Origin of the sequence: Acidovorax sp. BoFeN1 (assembly GCF_003345135.1) — a bacterium.
In the GTDB taxonomy this organism is placed as follows: Bacteria; Pseudomonadota; Gammaproteobacteria; order Burkholderiales; family Burkholderiaceae_C; genus Acidovorax; species Acidovorax defluvii.
The window spans coordinates 1-23,631 of the sequence record NZ_QOZT01000025.1; the positions used below are offsets into that span (position 1 = coordinate 1).

Annotated in this window: 20 protein-coding genes; 19 read left to right on the forward strand and 1 reads right to left on the reverse strand. The window is 60.3% G+C overall.

Features of this window, described 5'->3' with window-relative positions; all coding sequences use genetic code 11:
- Positions 1-100 precede the first annotated feature (100 nt).
- On the reverse strand, positions 101-466 hold the full coding sequence (locus DTW89_RS08065; protein ID WP_114655570.1) for a TonB-dependent receptor plug domain-containing protein: 366 nt from the start codon (positions 464-466) through the stop codon (positions 101-103).
- A 188-nt stretch (positions 467-654) separates the two neighbouring features.
- Between DTW89_RS08065 and DTW89_RS19295 the strand changes: the two genes are divergently transcribed.
- From DTW89_RS19295 to DTW89_RS08150, 19 genes are all read left to right on the forward strand, one after another.
- The gene (locus DTW89_RS19295) at positions 655-921 is read left to right on the forward strand and encodes a hypothetical protein (RefSeq protein WP_147277637.1); all 267 of its coding nucleotides are present in this window, start codon (positions 655-657) and stop codon (positions 919-921) included.
- Positions 922-1,010: 89 nt separating this feature from the next.
- Positions 1,011-2,171: an imelysin family protein gene (locus DTW89_RS08070; protein WP_114655571.1), complete on the forward strand. Its 1,161-nt coding sequence runs from the start codon at positions 1,011-1,013 to the stop codon at positions 2,169-2,171.
- A complete protein-coding gene (locus tag DTW89_RS08075) occupies positions 2,168-3,607 on the forward strand; it encodes a di-heme oxidoredictase family protein (RefSeq protein WP_406557866.1) in 1,440 nt (479 codons plus the stop codon). The genes DTW89_RS08070 and DTW89_RS08075 overlap by 4 nt, the downstream gene beginning before the upstream one ends.
- On the forward strand, positions 3,607-4,629 hold the full coding sequence (locus DTW89_RS08080; protein WP_114655572.1) for an imelysin family protein: 1,023 nt from the start codon (positions 3,607-3,609) through the stop codon (positions 4,627-4,629). The genes DTW89_RS08075 and DTW89_RS08080 overlap by 1 nt, the downstream gene beginning before the upstream one ends.
- A 17-nt stretch (positions 4,630-4,646) precedes the next feature.
- Complete coding sequence (locus DTW89_RS08085; RefSeq protein ID WP_114655573.1) at positions 4,647-5,735, forward strand: DUF1513 domain-containing protein; 1,089 nt, start codon at positions 4,647-4,649, stop codon at positions 5,733-5,735.
- A gap of 99 nt (positions 5,736-5,834) precedes the next feature.
- Positions 5,835-6,311: a bacterioferritin gene (bfr, locus tag DTW89_RS08090; RefSeq protein ID WP_114655574.1), complete on the forward strand. Its 477-nt coding sequence runs from the start codon at positions 5,835-5,837 to the stop codon at positions 6,309-6,311.
- 158 nt (positions 6,312-6,469) lie between these two features.
- On the forward strand, positions 6,470-6,625 hold the full coding sequence (locus DTW89_RS08095; RefSeq protein WP_236637078.1) for a (2Fe-2S)-binding protein: 156 nt from the start codon (positions 6,470-6,472) through the stop codon (positions 6,623-6,625).
- Positions 6,626-6,734: 109 nt separating this feature from the next.
- On the forward strand, positions 6,735-7,076 hold the full coding sequence (locus tag DTW89_RS08100) for a YnfA family protein (RefSeq protein ID WP_114655576.1): 342 nt from the start codon (positions 6,735-6,737) through the stop codon (positions 7,074-7,076).
- A gap of 596 nt (positions 7,077-7,672) precedes the next feature.
- Positions 7,673-9,103 (forward strand): sigma-54 interaction domain-containing protein, encoded by a 1,431-nt coding sequence (locus DTW89_RS08105; protein WP_236637076.1) that lies wholly within the window; start codon positions 7,673-7,675, stop codon positions 9,101-9,103.
- 34 nt (positions 9,104-9,137) lie between these two features.
- Positions 9,138-9,266: a hypothetical protein gene (locus DTW89_RS19900; protein ID WP_269089837.1), complete on the forward strand. Its 129-nt coding sequence runs from the start codon at positions 9,138-9,140 to the stop codon at positions 9,264-9,266.
- A 252-nt stretch (positions 9,267-9,518) separates the two neighbouring features.
- Positions 9,519-10,016, forward strand: a complete 498-nt coding sequence (locus DTW89_RS08110) for a TIR domain-containing protein (protein WP_114655578.1) — start codon at positions 9,519-9,521, stop codon at positions 10,014-10,016.
- A gap of 30 nt (positions 10,017-10,046) precedes the next feature.
- On the forward strand, positions 10,047-11,489 hold the full coding sequence (locus DTW89_RS08115; RefSeq protein ID WP_114655579.1) for an SIR2 family protein: 1,443 nt from the start codon (positions 10,047-10,049) through the stop codon (positions 11,487-11,489).
- A 174-nt stretch (positions 11,490-11,663) separates the two neighbouring features.
- Positions 11,664-12,458 carry a vWA domain-containing protein gene (locus DTW89_RS08120; protein ID WP_114655580.1) on the forward strand — a complete coding sequence of 265 codons (795 nt, stop codon included), beginning with the start codon at positions 11,664-11,666 and terminating at the stop codon, positions 12,456-12,458.
- Positions 12,459-13,163, forward strand: coding sequence for a PP2C family serine/threonine-protein phosphatase (locus tag DTW89_RS08125; protein ID WP_114655581.1), 705 nt, complete (start codon positions 12,459-12,461; stop codon positions 13,161-13,163).
- Position 13,164: 1 nt separating this feature from the next.
- The gene (locus DTW89_RS08130; protein WP_114655582.1) at positions 13,165-14,595 is read left to right on the forward strand and encodes a protein kinase domain-containing protein; all 1,431 of its coding nucleotides are present in this window, start codon (positions 13,165-13,167) and stop codon (positions 14,593-14,595) included.
- A gap of 4 nt (positions 14,596-14,599) precedes the next feature.
- Positions 14,600-17,935: a DEAD/DEAH box helicase gene (locus DTW89_RS08135; RefSeq protein ID WP_161555632.1), complete on the forward strand. Its 3,336-nt coding sequence runs from the start codon at positions 14,600-14,602 to the stop codon at positions 17,933-17,935.
- Positions 17,928-19,349, forward strand: a complete 1,422-nt coding sequence (locus tag DTW89_RS08140) for a hypothetical protein (protein WP_147277639.1) — start codon at positions 17,928-17,930, stop codon at positions 19,347-19,349. The genes DTW89_RS08135 and DTW89_RS08140 overlap by 8 nt, the downstream gene beginning before the upstream one ends.
- Before the next feature lie 10 nt (positions 19,350-19,359).
- On the forward strand, positions 19,360-21,777 hold the full coding sequence (locus DTW89_RS08145; protein ID WP_114655585.1) for an AAA family ATPase: 2,418 nt from the start codon (positions 19,360-19,362) through the stop codon (positions 21,775-21,777).
- Between the two features lie 335 nt (positions 21,778-22,112).
- A complete protein-coding gene (locus DTW89_RS08150; protein ID WP_114655586.1) occupies positions 22,113-23,630 on the forward strand; it encodes a hypothetical protein in 1,518 nt (505 codons plus the stop codon).
- The last annotated feature ends 1 nt before the right edge of the window (position 23,631 follow it).

Sequence of the window (23,631 nt, forward strand, 5' to 3'; positions counted from 1 at the left end):
GAGGCCACCATACCCGTTTACAAAGCGAACAGGAAAGTCAATGAAATCAACGGTCTACCCAGACCACCCCCGCGCCAGTGCTAGCTTTGCGTACCGTCACTTATTGCACTGAAAACGAGGAGACCCCGCGGATGGCGATGTTGTCGTAGGTGGCGTTGCCGATCTGCGCGTGCGATACGCCAGCCGTGTTGCGCAGCGCGCCGTAGAGGGTGGTCGAGCCCTGGGCGTCGATCACTTCGCGGGTGATGGCCTGGTTGGTCAGCGGCACGTCCAGGGGGTCCTGGTCACGGAAGGTGCCCACCTGGATGCTGTTGCTGGTGAAGGCCTTGTTCTCCCCGGCCCGCACTTCCACTTGCGGGAGTGTGGAGGTGCTGCCTTGCGCCCAGGCAGGCGCGGCCACCAGGCAGCTCATGAGGCTGGCCAGGGCAATCGGGCGAAGGGGAACGGTCGGGCGGGCTCGTCGCATGGATGTCTCTCTTTAGGGGGGGGATGGCGGTGAAAGTGAGCTTCGGAACGCTGACGCACCAAAGTGCTCCAATCTTACAAGGAATACGAACCATTCCTATTCGCACACTAGAATGACCGCATGCCGACCCACCTCGCCAGCCTTCAGGCCACCCTTGTCCTGACCTGTGCCGGCCGCCAGCGCAGTTGATGAAAGGTCTCAATCCGACCCGTTCGGGGCGGCATCTGCCGACCAAACGCCCAAGCGTGTACGAACCGATGGTTCATGCCGCGCTGGCGCGCCTCGGGCGCGCGGCCACGGTGGAAGAGGTGTTCCTTGAGGTTTGCAACCGGCGAAATCCGATCGCGTTCACCACCACGTACCGAACCTTGAACGAACTGGTGCGTCGCGGCCTTGTCGTGCAGCACCCTGTCCCGAGAAGTCGTCGACTTCTCTACGCGCTCGCACCTGCATGACCCCCAGCCATTGTCAGAAACTACGGCTATTTATACGAACGATAACCGTTCTCATTTAGACTAACGATCATTCAACGAGGAGCTGGCCAATGACCCTGAAATTCAAACCCACCCTGGCCGCTGCACTGTTCGCCGTGGCATTCGCCGCGCCTGTCGATGCCCAGACAGCGGCCACGCCTGCAAGCGTCGCTGCCCATTACGCCACCCTGGTGCATGCGAATTACCAGGACACGCTGACGGGGGCGCAGGCCCTGCAACAGGCCATCAAGGCGTTCACCGCGGCACCCTCGCAGACCACCCTGGACGCAGCCCGCAAGGCGTGGCTGCAGGCGCGCGAGTTCTACGGCCAGACCGAGGCGTTCCGCTTCTACGGTGGCCCCATCGATGACGACAACGGACCTGAAGGGCAACTCAACGCGTGGCCGATGGATGAGTCCTACGTGGATTACGTGGATGGCAAAAAAACCGCCGGCATCGTCAACAACCGCAAGCAGGCCATCACCAAGAAGGCGCTGGCATCGCTCAACGAAAAGGGCGGCGAGGAGAACGTGGCCACCGGCTGGCACGCCATCGAATTCATGCTGTGGGGCCAGGACCTGTCGGAGACGGGGCCGGGCAACCGCAGTTTTGAGGACTTCGTCGACGGCAAGGCGCCCAATGCCGACCGTCGCCGCCAGTACCTCAATGTGGTGACCGAGCTGCTGATCGACGACCTGAACATGCTGGTCAAGGCATGGGCCCCGGGCGCCAAGAACAACTTCCGCGCGAAGTTCGAGAAGGGTGGCAACGAGTCGCTGCGCAAGATGTACGTGGCCATGGGGTCGCTCTCGCGCGGTGAACTTGCAGGCGAACGCCTGGAGGTGGCCCTGGCCAGCCAGGACCAGGAGGACGAGCACAGCTGTTTCTCGGACAACACCCACCGCGATGCGGTGACCAACGCAAAGGGCATCGAGAACGTGTGGCTGGGCCGCTACGTGCGCGCCGACGGCAGCACGCTGCAGGGCCCCAGCCTGCGCGACCTGGTCGCGGCCAAGGACGCGGCATTGGCGCAAAAGACCAGCCAACAGATCCGCAGTTCGGTGTTGGCGGCCGAATCCATCCCGGCGCCGTTTGACCGTGCCATCGTGCAGGGCAGTGCCGGCCGCGCCAAGATCGAAGCGACCATCCAGAGCCTGACCGCTCAGTCCAACGACATCGTGGCGGCGGCGGCGGCGATCGGCATCACCAAGCTGACGCTGGTGCAACCGTGAGGCGCGCGGCCCTGGCGGCCGCCGTGGTGGTGACGGCCGCCACGGCGGCCCTCATCGTGAGCGTTGACACCCAAGCCGAGCCGGCCAGCGCCGATCTGCTTGGTGAAATGACCGGTGGAAGCACCACCGTATGGGCCACCGGGCGCAACGCGTTTTCCTTCCCCGCGGCCAACCTGCCTGATGACGAACGCACGCGATTCGTCATCGGCAATTCGTTCTTCAAGCGCAACTGGGTCGAAACACCGGCGAGCACGACCGCGCGCGACGGGCTCGGTCCCCACTTTCTGGCGCGCTCGTGCGCGGCCTGCCATATGCACGATGGCCGGGGTGAGCCGCCGCCCTGGCAGCGAGGCATTTCAGACGAGGAGCCGCTGGCCTTGCTGCTGCGCTTGTCGGTGCCCGGCCAGGACGCGCACGGGGGGCCGAAGCCGCACCCGGTCTACGGCGACCAACTCAACACAGCCTCCGTGCAGGGCGTGAAGCCTGAAGCGCGCGTGCGCCTGCGGTGGGAACCCGTGCACGGCAGGTTTGCAGACGGAACGCCATACACCCTGCAAAAACCGATCTACCAAACCGACCGATTCGGCTACGGCGCCTTGGGCAAATCCACCCTGGTCAGCCCGCGCATTGCCCCACAAGTGATCGGTGTGGGGTTGCTCGAGGCGATTGCCGAAAGCGACATCTTGGCAAATGCCGATACCCAGGCGCGACAGCCTGGGCCCATCAAGGGCAAACCCAACCGCGTGTGGGACGTCTTCGCCGAGCGCGAGATGGTGGGGCGCTTTGGATGGAAAGCCAACGTGGCCACGCTAGCGCACCAGACGGCTGGCGCGTTCCAGGGCGATCTGGGCATCACGTCGACCCGCTTTTCCCACGAGACCTGCACACTGGCCCAGGTCGATTGCCGCGCCGCACCCTCTGGCGCCGAACCCGGCGGGGTGGAAATCGAGGACAAGACGATTGAGGACGTGGTTTTCTACCAGGCGGCGTTGGCGCCACCGGCGCGCCGCAACGTGCGCGATCCCCAGGTGCTGCGGGGCCAGCAGCTCTTTACCCAAGCGCAATGCGCCGTGTGTCATCGGCCGTCTTACACCACCGCCGAGGGACCCTTCCCGCGTCTGACCAGCAAGGCCGTGTCCGGTCAGACCATCTGGCCGTACACCGACCTGCTGCTGCACGACATGGGCGATGCCCTGGCCGATGGTCGTCCCGATTTTCTGGCCAACGGCCGCCAGTGGAAGACGCCACCCCTGTGGGGCATCGGACTGATCCGTGATGTCAACGGTCACATGCGGCTGTTGCACGACGGCCGTGCCGACGGTGTGCTGGAAGCCGTGCTGTGGCATGGAGGTGAAGCGGAGGACAGCAAGCAACAAGTGCTTCGATTCAATGAAGCCGACCGCCGTGCGCTTGTGGCCTTTGTGGAAAGCCTTTGATGAAACGCTCACTTCTCCAGCAGGCGCTGTCGGCCTGCGTGTTTTTGTGTTCAGCCGCTGCGCATGCCCAGCAGCCTGTTCCCTTCTACACCGCCGAACATGCGGTGGCAGGCCTTCATCGCACGCACACCGTTCCACGCGCCCAGGCGTTTGCACTGGCAGCGCCCGATCTTTCGAGTGCGCTTGCACGCCATTGCGCCGGACCAGCCGCGCTCGGGCAGGCGCGTGATGCTTGGGTGAAGACGGCCCTGGCCTGGGAATCGCTCGCCGCGGTTTCTGTAGGTCCGCTCGTGGAGAGGCGCTCGCTTCGCAGTATCGACTTTCAGCCACTGCGTCCCGACTTGTTGAAGCGAATGATGGCTCGCCAGCCTCGTAACCTGGACGACATGCAGCGCGTCGGCACTCCGGCAAAGGGGCTGCCCGCCCTGGAGCACTTGTTGTGGTCAGCGCCGGTGGAGCCAGGCACACCGGGTTGCACCTATGCAGTGCTGGCAGCACAAGAGGTTCAGGACGAAGCCAACGCGCTGCGCGATGCCTTCAATGCGCTCGCCAGTGCGCCTCTCGACGCTACCGACGCTGGCACTGCTTTTGCGGAATTCATCAATCAGTGGCTGGGTGGGCTGGAGCGGTTGCGTTGGCCAGGTCTGGAGAAGCCGTTGCGTGAGGCGCAGACGCGCGGCGGAAAACCCAGCTTCGCCCGGGCTGCCTCGGGCCAGACGGTGGCAGCCTGGCGCGCGCACTGGGCTGCTCTGCGTTCACTGGCAGTGGCCGAGTCTGGAACGAACCCCGTGCCAGGTGATGCGGCGGTGTCCATCGAAACCTACCTGCGGGGTCGAGGCCAAGTGGGGCTGGCCGAGCGCTGGCGTGAAGCCGTTCAAAAAGCCGATGGAGCCATGCAGTCGCTGGCGTCAGCGGATACAGCTCGCGTGGAATCTGCCTCTGCAGATCTGAAGGTACTCACCGCGCTGATGCAGAACGAGGTGGGAGCGGCGCTGGAGGTTGGCATCGGGGATGGCGATTGATCGATGCAGGGAACCCCATGGTGACGGATATGCCTACGCGCCGCGATGCCTTGGTCCTGCTCAGTGGGCTGATCGCTCAGCCGTGGGCCCACGGGACCGTGAATTCGCATCAGGCGCGCATGGTGGCATCCTGGACCAGAGAAGGTCGACAAGAGGTCGGTGTTTTGGCGCTGGATCGCAGTGAATCCGTCAAAGTCGTTCGCCGACTTGAATTGCCCACGCGGGCGCACGGTCTGTCGGTGGGTCCGGATGGCACGGTCTTGGTCGCCGCGCGTCGACCTGGGGACTGGCTGCTGAAGTGGCATCCCGCCACCGGTGCATCCACATGGCACTGGATCGATGACGATCGCCAGTTGAATGGGCACTTGATGCGGCTGGATGATGCCAACCAAGTGCTGACCACGGAGACCGATCGATCCAGCGGTGAAGGCATGATCGGCCTGCGAAGAACAGACACGCTTCAAAAGATCGGCGAATGGCCTAGCCATGGCATGGATCCCCACGCCATGCTCTTGTTGTCCGCGCAATTGGGGGACATTCCGGCGGGCGCGTTGATGGTTGCCAACGGAGGCATTCCGACACAGAGCGAGACCGGTCGAAGCCATCGGCAACTCGACCGCATGGACCCATCGCTGATTGCGATGGATCCTCGCTCGGGTCGAGTATTTGACCAATGGCGACTTCCCGACTCCCGCTTGAGTGTCCGCCACCTTGCATTCGATCCGGTCACCCGCCGTGTTGGCGTGGCATTGCAGGCAGAACACGACGACAACGGGAGCCGCATGGCAGCGCCCATCCTCGCCACCTGGGATGGCCATCAATTCAGCGCAGTGGCATCCTCTGGCCATTCGCACGGATATGGCGGTGACATTTGCGCTCGACCCGGCGGAGGCTTTTTGGTCAGCGCGACCCGCGCCCACCAGGTTGTCGCCACAAAACCAGGCTCGGCGCTTGTCGATAGGCTTGCATTACATGATGCCTGTGCACTCGCGATGGCCCGTGGTCAATGGTGGGCAGCCGGTGCCGACCATGCCCGCAGCGCTGGGCATTCGCGCATGGGTCTGGCCGGTTTTCGCCTGGACAACCACTGGGCATGGGCCTCCTGACATCTGTGCGCGATCGACAAGGCGACCGGTAAGAACTTCCCGCGAGAGTCTTCGCGCCGCACAATCTGTCCCACTACAACCCAAATTAAAGGAGCCCACATGAAAGGCGACCCCAAGGCCATCGGCCACCTGCAAGCCCAGCTCAAGAACGAGCTGACCGCGATCAACCAGTACTTCGTGCACTACCGCATGCTCAAGCACTGGGGCCTGGACAAGCTGGCGAAGAAGGAATACGACGAATCCATCGGCGAGATGAAACACGCCGACAAGCTCATGGACCGCATCTTCACGCTGGACGGCCTGCCCAACCTGCAAGACCTGGGCAAGCTCAACATCGGCGAGGACGTGCCCGAGATTCTGCGCAGTGACCTGGCATTGGAGCAGGGCGCGCAGGCCACGATCAAGGACGGCATCGCGCACTGCGAAACCGTGCGCGACTATGTGTCGCGTGATCTGCTGCAGGAGATCCTGGACGACACCGAGGAACACATCGATTTCCTGGAAACCCAGATCGAACTGATCGACAAGGTGGGGCTGCAGAACTACCTGCAGAGCCAGATGGGCTCGGTGAGCTGAGGCAATGGCGGGTGGCACCCGCCCGACAGGCGGATTTGCGGTAGCGAATGAGAGTCATTATCATTCTTGAACATCAACCGCCTTGCCCTCCGCCCATGATTGTTTGTGTGTGCCGCCGCGTCAGCGACAAGACCATCGCCCACTGCGCCCGCTCGGGCATGGGCTTCGACGACATACAGCTCGAGCTGGGTGTGGGTATGCAGTGCGGGCAGTGTCAAGGTTGTGCGCGATCGATTTGGGAAGAATGCGTCCCCACCCACGCCGTATCGCACCTTCAGCGAGAGCAGCCGACTACGGCTGCGATGGGCGCCTGAAGAGCTCAAATCTCCATAAGCGCACGGTCATCCCGCGTTGACGTGGCCCGCCGCGTTCAACCGCGTCGAGGCAGACTGGCGACGAATGGGTCATTGGCAGAATGAGCCGATGCGGATCTTCATTCTTTTCTTTGCGACGGCAGTGGCCGAGATTGTCGGTTGCTACTTGCCATACCTCTGGCTCAAACAGGGCAAGTCAATCTGGCTCTTGGTTCCAGCGTTCTTGAGCTTGGCGCTCTTCGCATGGTTGCTAACGCTACACGAGACCGCGGCTGGGCGTGTTTACGCCGCTTACGGTGGTGTCTATGTCGGAGTAGCCATTGCGTGGCTCTGGATCGTTGATCAGGTGCGCCCGACTCTTTGGGATTCCTCTCCTCGGTCAATTAACTCTAACCGCGGGCATTACGACGACTGCATCACGACTGGGGGGAACTGTGCGAACCAACGATGACGGCGAAAGCGGTTCTGTCGCCCTGTACTGGGACTTCGAGAATCTGCACGCCGGCCTCATGAAGGCCAAATACGGCGAAGGTGCGTAGATGTCGGGTACGCAGCGAAAGCCGTCATCGACTCCTCGTTCTTGGGTGCGCACTAACGGACAGAAAGCAGACGCTCGAATAAATAGCGCGCGCTGTTGGTGGCGATATGCTCCTTCTATGGCGTGCTCGAGAACGTGGCAGTGCGTCAGGTTTGACAGGGAGAATCGGACTCTTCTCGGCAGAGCCGGCCGCCCCGCATCTTCAAGAGGGCGCGGAAAACAGCTTGCTTGGTGCAAACCTTGCGCTTACCTGACTCAGGCCGAATCGGGTCGGTTTGCTTTGTGAAATGCGATCTTCCCTCCGAGATGCTGGCGGTAAAGTACGTACTAGGGATGTTTGTGCAGATCCCTTGGATGCATGTCTGCAATATTTTTTGCGGAAATGTTGAAATGTTTATCATCGCTTAGTGACTTACAAGCGATGGCTCATTTCCTGGATCGGCAACGCGGACCACGTAGCTGCGGAAGCTGGGTCCGCAGCCGGCTTTGGCCCAGTTGCGACGGCCTTGTTGAGCTCAGAGAAGTTTGATCGAGTCTACCTGCTTACCAACTACGGGCATGAACGCAGCTCCGCCTACTGCGCGTGGCTTGAGCAACGATGCGGTTACGAGGGTGCCGACGTCGATCTTCAGGAGATCGACCTTCGCAGTCCAATCGACTACGCGTCGATCTACAACGAGGTAAGCAAGCACCTCAAGGACCTTGGCTTGCCTCGGCAAGACGTAGAACTCACATTGCACTTGAGCCCCGGTACCCCTGCCATGGCTGCGATCTGGATCATGCTGGCGAAGACTCGCTTCCCGGCCAAGTTGATCCAGACATCGAAGGAGCATGGTCTGGAATCGGTTGATTTCCCGTTCGATCTGGCGAGTGACTTCCTTCCCGAGTTCCTGCAGCGCAGTGCGGACCGGATCGAGCGCCTGGCCCAAGGGCCGACGGAGGGCGCACCGCAGTTCAGCAAGATCCTGCACTGCAGCGACTCTGTGCGCCGACAGGTACAGCTTGCCCGCCGTATCGCAGCCCACGATGTTCCAGTCCTGGTCCTAGGCGAGACTGGCACTGGCAAGGAACTCTTTGCAGAAGCCATTTGCGCGGCTAGCGAGCGGGCTGGGAAGCCCTTCGTTGCGGTGAACTGCGGAGCCATCGCGCCCGAGCTGGCTAACTCCGAGCTCTTCGGTCATGTGAAGGGGGCTTTCACAGGGGCGGTTGTTGCTCGCAAAGGGCATTTCCAGGAGGCCCATGGCGGGACCTTGTTCCTCGATGAGGTTGGCGACCTCCCCCTCGAAACTCAAGTGCGGCTTCTCCGCGCTTTGCAGGCAAAAGAGGTCATGCCGCTTGGAGACTCAAAAGCAGTCAAGGTTGATGTGCGTATCATCGCCGCGACACACCGTGACTTGGCGGCGGATGTCACCACGGGCCGCTTCCGAGAAGATCTGTTCCACCGGCTGGCCGTGGGGATTCTTCGCCTTCCGCCACTTCGGGAACGCGATGGCGATATTGACTTGCTCGCAGACGCATTCCTGGCCCAGATCAATGCGGACGCGCGCGGCAAGCCGGAAACACAAGAGAAGAAAATTTCCGCGAGTGCAAAAAAGCTTCTTGTCCTTCATCCTTGGCCGGGAAACATCCGCGAGCTATATCACACCCTACTGCGGGCCGCGATCTGGTCTCCTGGGCCAGTTATTCAGGCCGAGGACATAACGGGCGCCTTGCTCCAAGTCCAGCCGGCCGACCAAAGCCCCTTCAGCAGGCCGTTGACGCAAGACTTTGATTTGCAAGGACTTTTGGACGAAGTCTCGCGCAGCTACATTACCAAAGCACTTAAACAATCGGGTGACCGCAAGATCGCTGCATCCAAGATGTTGGGGTTCGCCAATCATCAAACGCTGGGCAACTGGATTAAGCGCCTGGGACTCGAAGCGCAGGAACAACAAGACTAGAGGAGGCTGGCACGGCTTTCGTAGAACAAGAGGCATGAATGCCACGAGAGCCAGCCAGATGTCGATGCAAGACATCAAATCGCTGAACTTCGAACCGATGCGCGCGGCATATCCGGAACTTGCCAACATGGTCGGGTATTTCTTCGGCACGACGGGCGATTGAATGGCAACTCCTCGTGGATCGCTGATGCCCATGCGCCAAAGAAAAGAGCGGTAAGAATTTTTTCGTGAATGCAATATTTATTATTGAAGTCTCATATTTCCAGGTTGGTTTTCTCTCTAAGTTGTTGATTTATAAAGGGTCTTGTAGGTGGCACGGTGTTCGCAGTATGTGAAGTGAAGGCGGTCCCGCGGTGGGGCTGCCGAGATCAACGTGATCAACTAGGTGGTCGCGTACACCCCCAAAGGAACAGCCATGGCACGCAAAGTTTTCTACAGCTTTCACTACAACCCGGATAACTGGCGCGCGTCCCAAGTGCGCAATATCGGCGCAATCGAGGGCAACCAGCCCGCGAAGGACAACGACTGGGAAACCATCACGAAGGGTGGCGACAAAGCCATCGAGAAGTGGATTGCCGACCAGATGAGTGGTCGCAGCTGCGTCGTGGTTCTCATCGGTGCGGGAACCGCTAACCGGAAGTGGATCAACCACGAGATCGCCAAGGGCTGGAACGACGGCAAGGGCGTGTTGGGAATTTACGTCCACAACCTCAAGAACAGCGAGGGCAAGACGAGTTCGAAAGGTTCGAACCCATTCGATCACGTCACGCTCAAGGCAAGTGGTGCAAAGTTGTCGACGATCGTGCAGGCCTATGACCCGCCGAGCTCCAGCAGCACGGATGTCTACGCCCACATCAAAAATAACCTGGAATCCTGGATCGAGGCGGCGATCGCGATCAGGGCGAAGTATTGAGTGGCAGTGAAGACTCGGGAGGATGAATAGATGGCCGTCGTAACGATCGAGAAGTTCATTGAGGACTTCACCAAAGAACTGCGCGAGAGAAACGTCGCCATCTTGGCCGGTGCCGGCATGTCAGTCGACGCCGGATTCGTTAACTGGAAAGGCCTGCTGAAGCCACTTGCCGATGAGCTCAAGCTGGACTTGGAGCGGGAGCACGACCTCGTCAAGATTGCGCAGTACCACGTGAACCATCACGGGAGCAATCGAAACGACCTCACGAACGCCATCCTGAACGGCTTCTCCAGCAAACAGACCAAGGTCACGGAAAACCACCGCATCTTGGCGCGACTGCCTATCGAGACGTATTGGACGACCAACTACGACACCACTATCGAGGACGCCTTGCGGGCGTCGGGCAAAAGTCCTGATGTGAAGCACGATCCAAAGCAGTTGCTGCAGACGCTGCACGGCAGGAGTGCCATTGTCTACAAGATGCATGGCGACGTGGCGCATGCGAACGATGCGGTACTGTGCAAGGCTGACTACGAGACCTACCATCTCTCGCGCGCAGACTTCCTCACGGCTTTGGCTGGGGACCTGCTTTCCAAGATGTTTCTGTTCATCGGGTTCAGCTTCTCGGACCCGAACCTGGACTATGTTCTGGGCCGCCTCCACACCCGACATGGGAACCACTTGCGCAAGCACTACTGCTTTGTACGCAGAGAGAAAAGAGAGACCACCGACAAGGAGGGCGACTTCGAGTACCGCAATGCGAAGCAGGAATACTTCATCTGCGACCTCCAGCGGTACAACATCAGAGCGGTGCTCGTTGATGAGTATGCCGAGATACCTACCGTCCTACGTCGGGTGGAAGCTCGGTATAAGTCCAAGACGATCTTTGTTTCGGGTGCTGCCCACACTTACGGCGAAAAGATCACCAGCGATCAGGCTCTCGGTTTCGTTCACAAGCTCAGTAAGAGCCTGGTGAAGGAGAAGTTCCGCCTCGTGACAGGCCTGGGGCTCGGAATTGGCAGCACCGTCGTGGACGGTGCTCTGCAACAGATCTACTGGGAGGAACGACGCACCATTGCCGATGAGCTTGTCATCCGCCCATTTCCGCAATCGAGCGAGGGGCAAAAGCTGTGGCGAGCGTACCGGGAAGATCTGCTTGAGTTCGCGGGACTCGCCGTGTTCATGTTCGGCAACAAGATCGCTGGCAATCCACTTGCGGTGGTTCCGTCCAATGGCATGGTGGAGGAGTTCAACATTGCCGTGAGCAAAGGCCTGCGAGTGTTGCCGCTCGGCTTCACGGGCTTTGTCGCCATGGATCTGTGGAAGCAAGTCAAAGCTGACTTTGGCCGCTTCTATCCGGGCGCAAGTACCCGATTCAAGGCCTTGTTCGAGCAGCTTGGCGACGACGAAATCGACCTTGAGCTTCAGGCGAGCGCCGTGGTTGAGGCACTGCAGATCCTGCAACAGATGTAGCGGTGCACCACTATGCGTATGGCACGACTCGTCGAACTCAATCCGAAAGTCCAACAGCATGCCTGCCGCAACGTCATGCTGTTCGGTCACAAGATGCCTCGAAGGACCATTCATCTCGTCGCACGATCAGCGCCGAGTGCAGACTGACAAACACCAAACAAGGGAGTTGAAAACATGGCACTTGCCAAATTTCGCGAAGACATCGTGTCTCGCTTCCACCAGGCCACTGTGATTCGTGCGAAGGAGCATGATGCATTGCTGACGCCGGAAGCTGAACCCAAGGGGGCGCCCACCAAGCTGAAAGGTTTTGCCGCGCCGCAATCGCGTCCGCTGCCGGTTATCGTGCTGGCCGACATTAGCGGCAGCATGTCGGTCAACGGCAAGATCGATGCATTGAACGAGGCGCTCAAGACCATGATCTTGAGCTTTGGTCGGGAGAGTCGCCTGCGTGCGGAGATCCAAGTGGGCCTGATCACGTTCTGGGGCGATGCCGCTAAAGCGCATGTGCCTTTGGTAGGCGCCCACCGAATTGAGGGTGTGGAGGTCTTGGTCGCACAAGGTCGCACCCCCATGGGCTCAGCGTTCGCCATGGCGCGCCAATGGCTGGAAGACAAGGAATTGGTGCCATCCCGGGCCTACAGGCCAGTCTTGGTGCTTGTATCCGACGGAGAGCCCACGGACGACTGGCAAGAGCCTTTGGCGGCCCTGAAGGCCAGCGAACGGGGCCAGAAGGCCACACGTTTCGCGATGGCGATCGGTGCAGACGCTGACCGAGCCATGTTGCGCCAGTTCACCAACGATCTTGAAGCGCCAGTGTTTGAGGCCGATGGCGTGCGGGACATCGTCAAGTTCTTCCGGGCGGTCACGATGAGCGTAATGGCACGGTCCACCAGTGGATCGCCCAATACGGCACAACCCCTCGGTATGAGTGATGACCTTGAGGACGACCTCGATCTGGACGCACTCTGAATGCTGAGCGCCGTCGGTACGTCGGTGATCGGTCCGTCCCATGCCGAAGCCGGAGAGCAGTGCCAAGATGCCAGCGGGGTCAGGGGCTGGCGTGGCGGGTGGATCGCGTGCGTAGCCGACGGCTTGGGTAGTCGTATCCAAAGTGGCAAGGGCGCACATTGCGCGGTTCGCATCGCCATGGACCTGCTTTGGAATGAGCTGGACCACCAACAGGAGATGCGAGACCTGGCGACGCGCATCTACCGCGCTTGGCTGCAGGCGGTTGGTCGGGATCGTGCAGACGAGGCGGCCACGACGCTGTTGATGGCCGCGTGCAACGCAAACGGCCATGTGCGCACCTGGCAGTTGGGCGACGGCATGGTGTTGATCCGATCCCACGGACAGGTGCGAGTCTTGACCCCCCCGAGGAGTGGCTTCGGCAATGAGACGCGTGCTTTGGGCATCGACCGGGCGTGGAGCGCTTGGTCGACGCATGAGTTTGAGCTGTCTCGGCCGGGGGATCAGGTGATCCTCATGACCGACGGGATTGCAGACGATCTGGACGGACGAGCACTGCATGCGTTTCCAGAGGCGCTGTACCGCCGTATTTCAGGCCTGAGCCGCAAGAGGTCGCGGCGCTGGCTGACACACGAACTGACCCACTGGGCCACGCCCGGCCACTCTGACGACAAGAGCCTGGCGCTGATATTAAAGAAGGGGAGATGACATGGCAAACGCTGAGCGTGAACCGCCTCAAGTGCGGACGGCGCGCGAACAAAAAGTCTTCGATGACCGCGGAGGAGAGTACACCTTAGGCGAGCGCCTCTCAAGGGGAGGACAGGGGACCGTCGTCCGCATCAAGGGCAACGCTCGGCAGATCGTGAAGTTGGCGAATGCCAAGGCCGACGACCAAGCAACGGTGGCGTGGGCCCGTCAACTGGATCGGATCCGCTACCTGCCGATCCAGGACATGGGTCTTCCCGTGGTGATGCCATTGGCGTACATCAGCAAGCCAAGGCCGGGATACGTCATGGAGCTGATGGATGGTTTGGTTCCCCTCGAGTCGATCATGACGGAGTTCGACGAGGCCATGCGTGAAGGGCGTGAGCTGCAAGGCTTCGTTCAGTCTGGAGGGCTGGCGCGGCGCCTCGCCCTGCTGGCGCGGCTGGCCAGGGTGCTTGCAGCACTGCATGGGCTGGGTATCGCGCATGGCGATCTTTCGCCCAGGAACGTGTTTGTTTCTAGCACCCACGCCCATTCGCAGGTATGGCTCATCGACGTGGACAATCTTAGCTACGCAGTGCGCGACAGCAGCCTGCAGATTTACACGCCTGACTACGGCGCCCCCGAGCTATTGCGTGGTGACTTGGGTGTCAGCACCTACACGGACATCTGGAGTTTTGCGGTTATTGCCTTCCAGCTGCTGACCCACTTGCATCCCATCAAGAGCGGGATGCTTGTCGATGGCGATGCCGAGCTGGAAGCCGATGCGTTGAAGGGCGCGCATCCATGGATCGATCACTCCGACGACGATCAGAATCGGGCAGAGTCCGGTTTGGACCGCGAGTTGGTGTGCACGCCGGAATTACGGCGCTTGTTTGATCAGTGCTTCCGCCAAGGGCTGAACGAGCCGGGTGAACGCCCGGTTATGGCGGAGTGGGCAGAAGCCTTCGAGTCGGCAGCAGCGATACAGGTGCGGTGCGACCACGACGAACGCTGCTGTGGCGGTTCTTTCTATTGGAACTCTGCGCGTCACTGCCCCTTCTGTGAACAGATTGCGCCAGAAGACCATCAGCTCCTGCTGCGGCACTTCGTCGTGGCCGCCAAAGACGATCTGCCCGACAACGCGAAACCGGCGGACCGACTGATTGAGTCTGGCTGGCGCCAGGTGCTCAATGTCGGGCGTGGTGAGCTGCGACTGGCACCGCCGGGCAGTTCACGTCACTCCGACGCGGTTCCGTTCCTCGGACTCGGCCTTGCAGGACGGCAACTCTCTCTGATTCCCATCGGCAACCTGCCCCTTTCGCTCCAGTGGCGTGGTGCTCGACTGGCTGAGCCGCTGCGCGCGCGTCATGATCTTCCGCGCAGTGGGCAGACATACCTTATCCATGTGGGCGACCGTCGCGCAACGCATGACGCATGGCGCTTCGAGTGGTGATCCGATGAAGCTGAACGAATCACCATTTCTATCCTCCGAAGTCCTGACCGCAAAGGTCAACGACGGTTCGACACTCAGCACGTCCTGGGTGAGGGGGGGGGGCGTTCTGTTGAGCTCGGAAGCCGATGCCTGGATCCTGACGCAGGGACAAAACCTGACGTACCTGGAGCTTACTTCCGGCTCGAAGGACCTGGATCAACGTGCCACCAATCCCGAGATCCGATGGGTGTTGCAGGACGCTCGACCGGGGCGGGTCAGTCTTCGTTACTTCACACCGCAAAAGACGCTGGCGCTCCCCCAGTTGGACATCCTCATCGATACCCGTGCCGTCGACCAGATGCGGCAGTCCGGTCGCATCGATACGGATGACATCACCATTGCAGCAGCCTGGCTGCGCGAGGAATTCGTCTGCGACGATCCTACGGACAACTCGTCCATGGTTTTCCTTGCGATCTACGGAGCGGACCGGAAGGGGCAAGTCCAGCTCGTTGGTCGTCGAATGGCTTTGGATCTTCGCGAGGACGACCAAGGAGCGCTCTGGTTCGAGCGGCTAGCGCGACGTCCCAGGGCCGTGGAGCAACCTTTCACGTTGATGCTGGGAGACATACGCATCTTGGACGCTGCAGCCAATGTGAAGCCTGTAGGCGTCGGCCAGACCGATAAGTTGCGGGCTGCGGCCACGACGCCAGGCGGCTACCTGGACCTGTGGCGCCTCTACGGCCAGCGTGAGTGGGAGCGGACGCTTCGAAAGGGCGCACAAGTCCAAGCGCTGCAGTACACGCGTGTTACACCTGTCAGTGCCGAGGGGGGCGGTTGGATCCTTCAGGGAGATCCGATCGCATTGCAGGAGTTCATGAAGCGATGGCTCGAGGAAACCGATGGCTCGGAGCTGGCGGAAGTTGGCGCAACGCCGCCGGACTGGAGCGCCGAGCGTGATCTGGAAGCACCTGTGGCCAGAGGGCGAGCGGCGATCAAGGGAGGTATCTACCAGGGCACTGATGGACTCGTTCTCAAGACCGACGACCGCGAGCCACCTTGCCCTGGCTACGTGTATCTTTCCTTGGCAGGGCACCGCACGCAGCATCTCCGGCGGATTCGTGCACGTCAAAGCATTGAAGGCGGATATGGGGTACCAGGTCTGAGCGCGCTGCTCCTGGATATTCCTCTTCCTCGCGTCCGAGCTTCGCGCCTGCCGCCGCTCACACGCCATGTTCGTGAGACCTTTTATCGGGGGAGCCCGACTGATCGACAGATTGAAGCCTTGGACGTGGCCTTGAACACGCCCGATGTGGCGTTGATCATCGGCCCACCGGGGACTGGCAAGACCCAGGTGATTGCAGCTTTAGAGCAGCGTCTGTCAGAGTTGAACGAAGGACAGGTGATCGCCCAGGAAGTGCTGATCTCAAGCTTTCAGCACGACGCCGTTGAAAACGCGCTTGGAAGAACCCGAGTCTATGGGCTGCCGGCGATCAAGATCGGTGGACGGCGAGATCAATCTGGGGAGGATCCTCTGGGTGCGTGGATGCACGAACACGAGACCCGGGTCAGCGGAGTCTTGTCTGAGCTGAAGGCGGCGCACCCAAAATACCAGGCCTTCTCTGACTCACAGACCCTTACGCGCAACCTGCTCATGCTCGGTTCCCCTCCAGAGCGTCGCAAGCAGGATCTGGACACTTTGATCGAACGGCTGGACGAGGTGGAGCGGCATGGCCATGTTCGCGTCGGCTTCCAATGGCGACAACGGTGGAGCAGCGTGCGAAATGCCGGGTATGGATCTGGTGGCGCTTCGATCGTCCCCCCTGAGAGGCGCCTAGGGCTACGCCGTACGGTGCGCTCGCTGAGAACCGAGGCCGTGTCCTTCCTAGATGATGGACCCGAGCGCGCGTCGAGCTTGCTCAACAGGGTGTCTGGATATCAAGGCTGGCTACAGCCCGAGGACCAGGAAACGCTGGAAAGAGCTGAGCTCGCGAATGAACCCGACGAGACGCTGCTGCTTGCGCTGGAACAGCTGCAAATGCGGTTGCTCGACCGACTGAGTGAAGAGCGAAGGTCGTTGGCTCAGCGCAACCGGCTTCCGGACGATATGCGCGACTTGTTGAGGGAGCTTCAAACACTGCTTGCGGAAGCGGTGGTCAACTCCGAGTGGGGCTCGATCGTAGCCGTTGAACGGTACCAGGAAGCCTTTGAAGTCCAGGAGCGCCGTGTTCGGCAAGCGGTGGAGACCTACAGCAGCGTCGTCGGTGCAACCTGCCAGCAGGCGGTGAGCCGCCAGATGGCGCTGCTCAAGGATGGCAGCGAGGATGCCATCGCTGGCCTCCGCTTCGGGAGTGTGGTTGTTGACGAAGCTGCTCGTGCCAATCCACTGGATTTGTTCATCCCTATGGCGCTGGCCCGGCGTCGCATCGTGCTGGTTGGCGATCCAAGGCAGCTCCCACATCTGTTGGACCCCGAGATTGAGGACGAGATTCGCTCAGAACGTGGTGAACAGGTAGCAAGTTCAACCTACCAACAAAGCCTCTTCGAGAGACTGTGGCGGCAGTTCGAGCGCCGTAAGGCCATTGATGGGATCAACCGCGTGGTGATGCTGGATCAGCAGTTTCGCATGCACCCTCGCCTGGGCGATTTTGTCAGCAAGCACTTCTATGAGAAGGCCGGGCTCGGGCGAGTCCATTCCGGAAGGGCCGAGGCGGACTTCACACTTTCCATTCCAGGCTTCGGGAATGCCGTGGCTGCATGGGTGGATGTCCCCGCGAAAGATGGTCCGGAAGGTCGCCCACACCCTGGGAGTCGCACACGTGTTCGGGATGCTGAAGCCAAGCGGATTACGCTACTGGTAAAGATCCTAATCGACCAATTACCTGCAGATGCCAGCATCGGGGTAATCACCTTCTATTCAGGTCAGCGTGATGCCATTTGCAAAGCCCTGGGCAGTGGCCAGCAGCCGGTGATGGAGCTGGTGGATGGTGCCTGGCGCGCCCGTGAACCCTTTGCCCAACTCCCGGGCGGCGGCGAGCGACTTCGTGTCGGCACTGTCGATGCGTTTCAGGGCAAAGAGTTTGATGTCGTATTGCTCTCGGCCGTCCGTTCGAACGAGCGACAAGTCGAGATTCCTGCGTCTGAAGCCGAGGGTTCTGAGCGCGACCGTTTCGAGGTCCAGGCCAGTGGTCGATATGGCCACCTTCGGACTTCGAACCGACTCAATGTGGCTATGAGTCGCCAGAAGCGAATTCTCATCGCGGTGGGCGACCGGGCCATGTTCGAGGGGCACATCGCTGAGGCATGCGTTCCAGAGATGCACGCGTTTCTGGCGTTCTGTGGCGAGGAGGCGCGTCGTGGCTGAAACCTACCTTTGCTGGGGGCGTCGGGCCGGAGCGCGACGTGCGGATCTACTCTGGCCGGTTGAAATTCACGCTGTCCAAGTGCCTGCCTTCGGGTTGGAGGTCAACCTGTTCCAGGAGGTGGTGCTTCGATTGCTGCAGACGGGTGTCAAGGATCTTGATGCCATTGCCAAGCTTTCGGCCTTGGATCGGCAATTGGTTGCGTTCATCTTGGCAAAGGAGCTGCAGCCGAGGCGTTGGGTCGATCAGCGGTTCGAACTGACAAAGGATGGCGTTGCCGCTTTGGAGGGCCGGGCCTCTTCTACTGGCGCAGAGCGGGTGATGTTCGCGTTCTGGGATCTGGTGTCTGCTCGCTGGATGCCATTCTTGAGCGAAAGGCCTCCTGAGGTGTTCCCGATTGACGAGAGTTCTCCGCGTCCGCGCTTTTTGGTAGATCGTGACTCCGGGCGACAAGTTTCCCCGTTCATTCTGCGCCGACCAAAGGGTGAGATTACAGCTCAGAGAGAAACGCTTGCCCCAGCGCTGAAACAGTTCCAGCGCGAGCGTGCGCGTGCTGAGGACGACGAAACACCAGGTGATTTTGCGACGCTTCAGTTCCTCGACGATGCCCCACAGTTTGGGCGCGTGTGGTTGCAGGCATTCGCTGTCGATGGCGACCTTCACCCTTGGCTGGTTTCGAATCCGTTCCGACCTGATCGCCCCGATAGGACGATGCGCGAGGCGCTGACACGGTTGGTGCAAGCAGATTCCAGGTTGGAGGATTGGCTGAGCCAGCGACTCTTTCTTCGGCCAGATACTGCATGCGAACAGGATGAGGCGCTGTCGGCAACCTTGCGCTTGGAGGCTGAAGTGTCAGAGCTCATCCCGCCGAGCCACGACCCCGCGGTGGAACTGGTAAGGGAGTACACGGCACGGGTCTTGAGGCTGGCGCAGCGTTTGCGGAACGATGCAGTTCCTCTGCCCGAAGACCTGTCCAGCGCAGTGGTTCACAGCGGCAGTTGCCTTGAGGCCTTGCTGCAATGGATGTTGCTGAGGTGGCCGGCGGATGCTGCACAGTGGCCAGAGCGATGGGGGCGGAGGGAACTGAAAGCCTGGTTCGCAGACTTGCCGCTTGCTGAACCACTGAGCACATCCTGTGTTCGCGCGCTGGAGGCGCAGTCGAGCAAAACGGTTCTGCAAGCGGCTTCCGAGCGCAATCAGCCGATGAAGGCTTTGCTGGTCGCAGCACTTTTGTCCACCCATGAGCACGAGTCACACCCGCTGCGGCTGGCCCCGATCAATGCCCTGGATTGGACATTGATCGGCCAGCGCAACAAGGGAGGGCACGCCACGACGTTCCGCCTCCGGCGTGACCCAGTACTAGATTTCGCAGAGATGGCCCTTCGCTGGGTCGCACTCTTCAACAGTCACTATTGATTTCAACAAGATGGCGAAGAAACAAAAAAATATCTCCCAAGGACGACTGGGGACACCAGTTGTGTCGGCACCAAGTGGTGTGCTTGCGCGCTTGTTGGCAACGCAGCAGGGTGCCAGCACCGCGCTGGGAGACCAGGCCGTGGCCTGGAATGAGGCTGAAGTTTCGGCACTCCGCGATTTGCTTACTCCGGAACATCGGGCACGCTTCGACTCCGTCATCGAGACCCAGCTGTGCGCGCTGGGCGCGGCGATGCATAAGGCACGTGAGGCAGCGTCGGCTCGCGAGGCACAAGCAGCTACGAAGCTGCAGGACTTGGACCAACGAGATCGTGATCAGAGTGCTGCACTGGATGCTGAAAGAGCCATGCTGGCTGGGGAGAAGGAGTCTCTGGAAGCAAGCCGGGTGGAGATCGATCGACTCCAGGCGAGCTTGCAGCTTCGTGAGCAGCAGGTCGAGGAAAAGGAGCGTGCGCTCGCGAAATTGCAACTTCGACTCGCCGAACAAGAGGATCTGATTCGCAAAGGGTTGGTGCAAGAGGAAATTGCCATGCTCCGATCGGCCAAGGAGCAGTTGGCGTCATTGCGCGATGAGCGGGACAGATTGCAACTGTCCAACGAGGACGAACGTGCACAGCTGATGGAGGCCGCTCGCCGTGAATCCGCGCTGATTGTCGATCAGGGACTTTCGCTGAAGGCTCACTGGGAGGGGCTAATCGCTGCAGTTGGTGCGCGGGACGCGGAGCTGGAGAAAAAAGAGTCGCTCATGACGGAGCGCGAGAAGCGCTTACAAGCCCGGCGCCAGTCGCTTACGAGCGAGGTCCAGGAGCGCGTTGACGAGATGGTGTCGGCCAGTCACGTAGACAAGAATCGGCTGCAAGGCCAGATCGATCAGGCTGGTGCAGAGATCCAGCGTTTGGAATCCGAATTGAGCGATGTTCGAGACGCACAACGACGCGCAGGAGGAGACCCGACCCGCCTTGCGAACGAGGTGCGAAGTCTGCAGGCCCAACTGGATCAGCGTGACGAAGAGTTGCAGCAGCTACGCGCATCGCTTGAGCGCGGGGATCCCGCGGCGCTGAAGAAGCGCGTCGAAGAACTGGAAGGGCGTTTGGCCCAAAGGCAAAGCCTGCTCACCGTGCTTGAGGCTGAGAAGCATCGTTGGGAGCTTTCTGTAGGTGAGCGGCAGACATGGGAGCGTACCCGCTTGGTGATGGAGAGCAGTCGCCGCCTATTGGACGAGCAAGTTCAGCAGCTTCAAAGCCAGGTCAATGACCTGACCAATCGACAACAGGCGGCATCAATCTTTCCTGAACTGGATCGCATGGATCGGGAATTCACTGTTCCTGTCCACACGGAGCCCGTTCGTGATCTGAAGAAATTTACCGTTGACCTGCGCAATGCGATGTCGCACGCGGGTGAGCGCGGGGTGCTGAAGTTCCGCGAAAGAGACATTCAACTCTTCGTCGGAGGGTTGGCTATGAGCCAGCTGCACATCCTTCAGGGCATCAGCGGTACCGGCAAGACAAGCCTAGCGACAGCCTTCGCAAAGGCTATTGGCGCCGAGTTGACGGTGATTGCCGTTCAGGCTGGTTGGCGTGAGCGCGCGGACTTGCTTGGCTACTTCAACGCCTTCGATCGAAAGTTCTATGAGCTCAAGACGCTGCAAGCGGTGTACCGGGCACAAACCCAGCAAGACAAGAATAGGCTGCACGTCGTGCTTCTGGATGAGATGAATCTGTCCAGACCCGAACAGTACTTCGCCGACTTCCTATCCGCGCTGGAGGGGGAAGGCGTGGCGCGAAACATCCGGCTCGTGGACAACCGCATTGAGAACGCTCCTCGGGCTTTGATCGATGGTCGTGACTTGGCGCTGCCGCAGAATGTATGGTTCATTGGAACGGCCAATCAGGATGAAACCACGAATGCCTTTGCGGACAAGACCTACGACAGGTCATTCGTAATGGAAGTCCATCGACCTGGTAGCGATATCGCTGATGCGGTGCAACCGTCAAAAAGTAGGACTGTGTCTGTCGGCAGCCTACTGGACGCGTTTGACGAGGCTGCGCGGGCGGGAGAGAAGCACACACACGGCCAGCTAGAGAAGCTCAACCAGAGCAGCCTCGCTCGAACCTTGGCGAACGAGTTCGCGGCTGGATGGGGATCGCGTCTGGAACGTCAGTGGCAGCGTTTTGTTCCCGTTGTCATCGCGGCCGGCGGTGATGAGGAGATGGCCGTTGATCATCTACTGCTCACTCGTGTGATCCGTGATGGCAAGGTGACCGGCCGGCATAACGTCACCGCGCGACAACTCCATCAGGTTGAAGACGACTTGAAAGAGTTGTGGCTGGAGTTGGGGCTGGCTAGAGAGCCTAGGAACTGTCTGGATGCGCTGCAGCGGGACAAGCGGCGTCTGGAGAGTGGTGGGTGAAAGTCTACGATCTGGTCACGGGGGAGAAGGTAGATCTACCTTCGACTGGGATCCAAAGTGGACGCTACCGATTGACCCAGAATTGCGTCCTAAATGGAGAGGTGAAACTCTCTCGGGGCACGGTCCTCTGGCGATCCGGGGAAGGCTCTGCTTCGCTGACATCAGAAGACCAACCTGACATCAGGGTGCCTGTCCGATTTACCTACTCGCCTTTGAAGTCAGTGTCGCGCAGCGTTGTGGATCTGTCCATTGCGGCGGTGGTCGATGGGTGGTCTGTTGACGGAAATTTACGCGACCTGCCCTCTCCGATACTGCCTTCAGTGCTCCGAGAGCACATGGAGATGATGCGTCCCGAGCCTGATCTGGAGCAGGCTCTAGCTTCGGGACAGTGGGACGAAGTATCTGTCCGGCCAAGGCTCGATATGCACTATGTGCCCGAGACACTTCCGGTGGCGCGTGCCAAGCGGGTACAGGCGTCAGCGGTGGAACACCTTTCCCAGCACTCAGAACTCTGGGCAAGACGCAGCATCAGCGGCGTCATTCCCGCCAAGGTGTTGGCGAGGGTTTCCGAGGATGACCATGCTATCTACGAGAACATCGTTTTTGCGCGCCTGCTGGATGGTTGTGCGCGCTGGTTGGACGGACGCATCTCAGAGGTTCGCGCGATCAAAGATGGTCAGCGCATCGCCATGCAGTTGGAAAAGGGCGATGAAAGGCACCGACTCCTTACAAGTCGCATTTGTGCACTGTGGGGCAGGGCGTGGTTCAGCGAGGCCGAAGACAGCCATGCGACGCTTGACACCCTTGACCGGCTGGAGCGGATGAGAGCCCACGTTGAGCGGCTTCGGCGTTCGGGGGTCTATACGCGCATTCCCCGCTCGGCCAGAGTGCCGATTGCGCTGCGGCCCACCAACATATTCCAGTATGACAAGCGATACAGAGAGCTGCGGCCGTTTTGGGATGCGCTGGTTAACGCTAGGGCGAGGGAGAAGATCAGCGAGTCTGTGCGTTATGAGGTTCTCGCGGCGAGGCAGGCCGCCTTCCTTCGCTATGTGCTCCTTCTGATTTTGTACGCGCTTCGCGATATGGGGGCCACCGAGGTCGGCAGTTCCGGCCGGCAACACCGCGTTGGCCCATGGGATCTTGAGATCGACGCCGAGCGCCCTGGCGAGGTCCGGATCATGATTCGTTCTCGCGGAAAGTTGCTGCAGGAAAGAGCGCTGGTCCTGCTTCTGACCAAGGAGGACGAGGTGGTGTGTCGCGACCCGAATCGTTCGCTGTTCTATGCAGAGGACTTAATGGCTGGGGGCTCGATCACAGACGAAGATCAAGATCCAAGAGTCTTAAATCCGTTCAAGTTCTTCGCTGTTGAACGCGTCCGGCAGGTCTTGGAGCATGACTTCTGCCGCATCTTTTTGGCTCAGTACCCGTCTGCTGCCGACCGGGTGCCAGCCGGTATTCGCGACAAGTTGAGCGGTTTGGCCGGATTCGTTTTCAAACCGCATGGCGACAGGCTTTTGGTCTTGCCGAGTTCAAATATTTCAGTATCGAAATTGTACGGATGGGTCTCCGATGCATGTGTATCTCACCCTGAGGCTGACGCTCAGCTGCGGTATGCGATTGGGCTCGGTCAGTGGCTGGTGAGGTGTCGGTCTTGCGGCGTCAACGCAAGTGAGAAGGACATGTCGGCGGACGAGCTCGCCTTGCGCTTGGTCTGCCCCAAGTGCCGCCTGGAGACTACGGTCAAGACATTACCGGCCAGGAGCATGACGTCGCACTATGTAGGCGGGCGCTCTGGGTTCGAGTTTTGTGGTGGTGTGGAGGTGAAGCTGCCTGGCATCAGCGAGGAGTGAG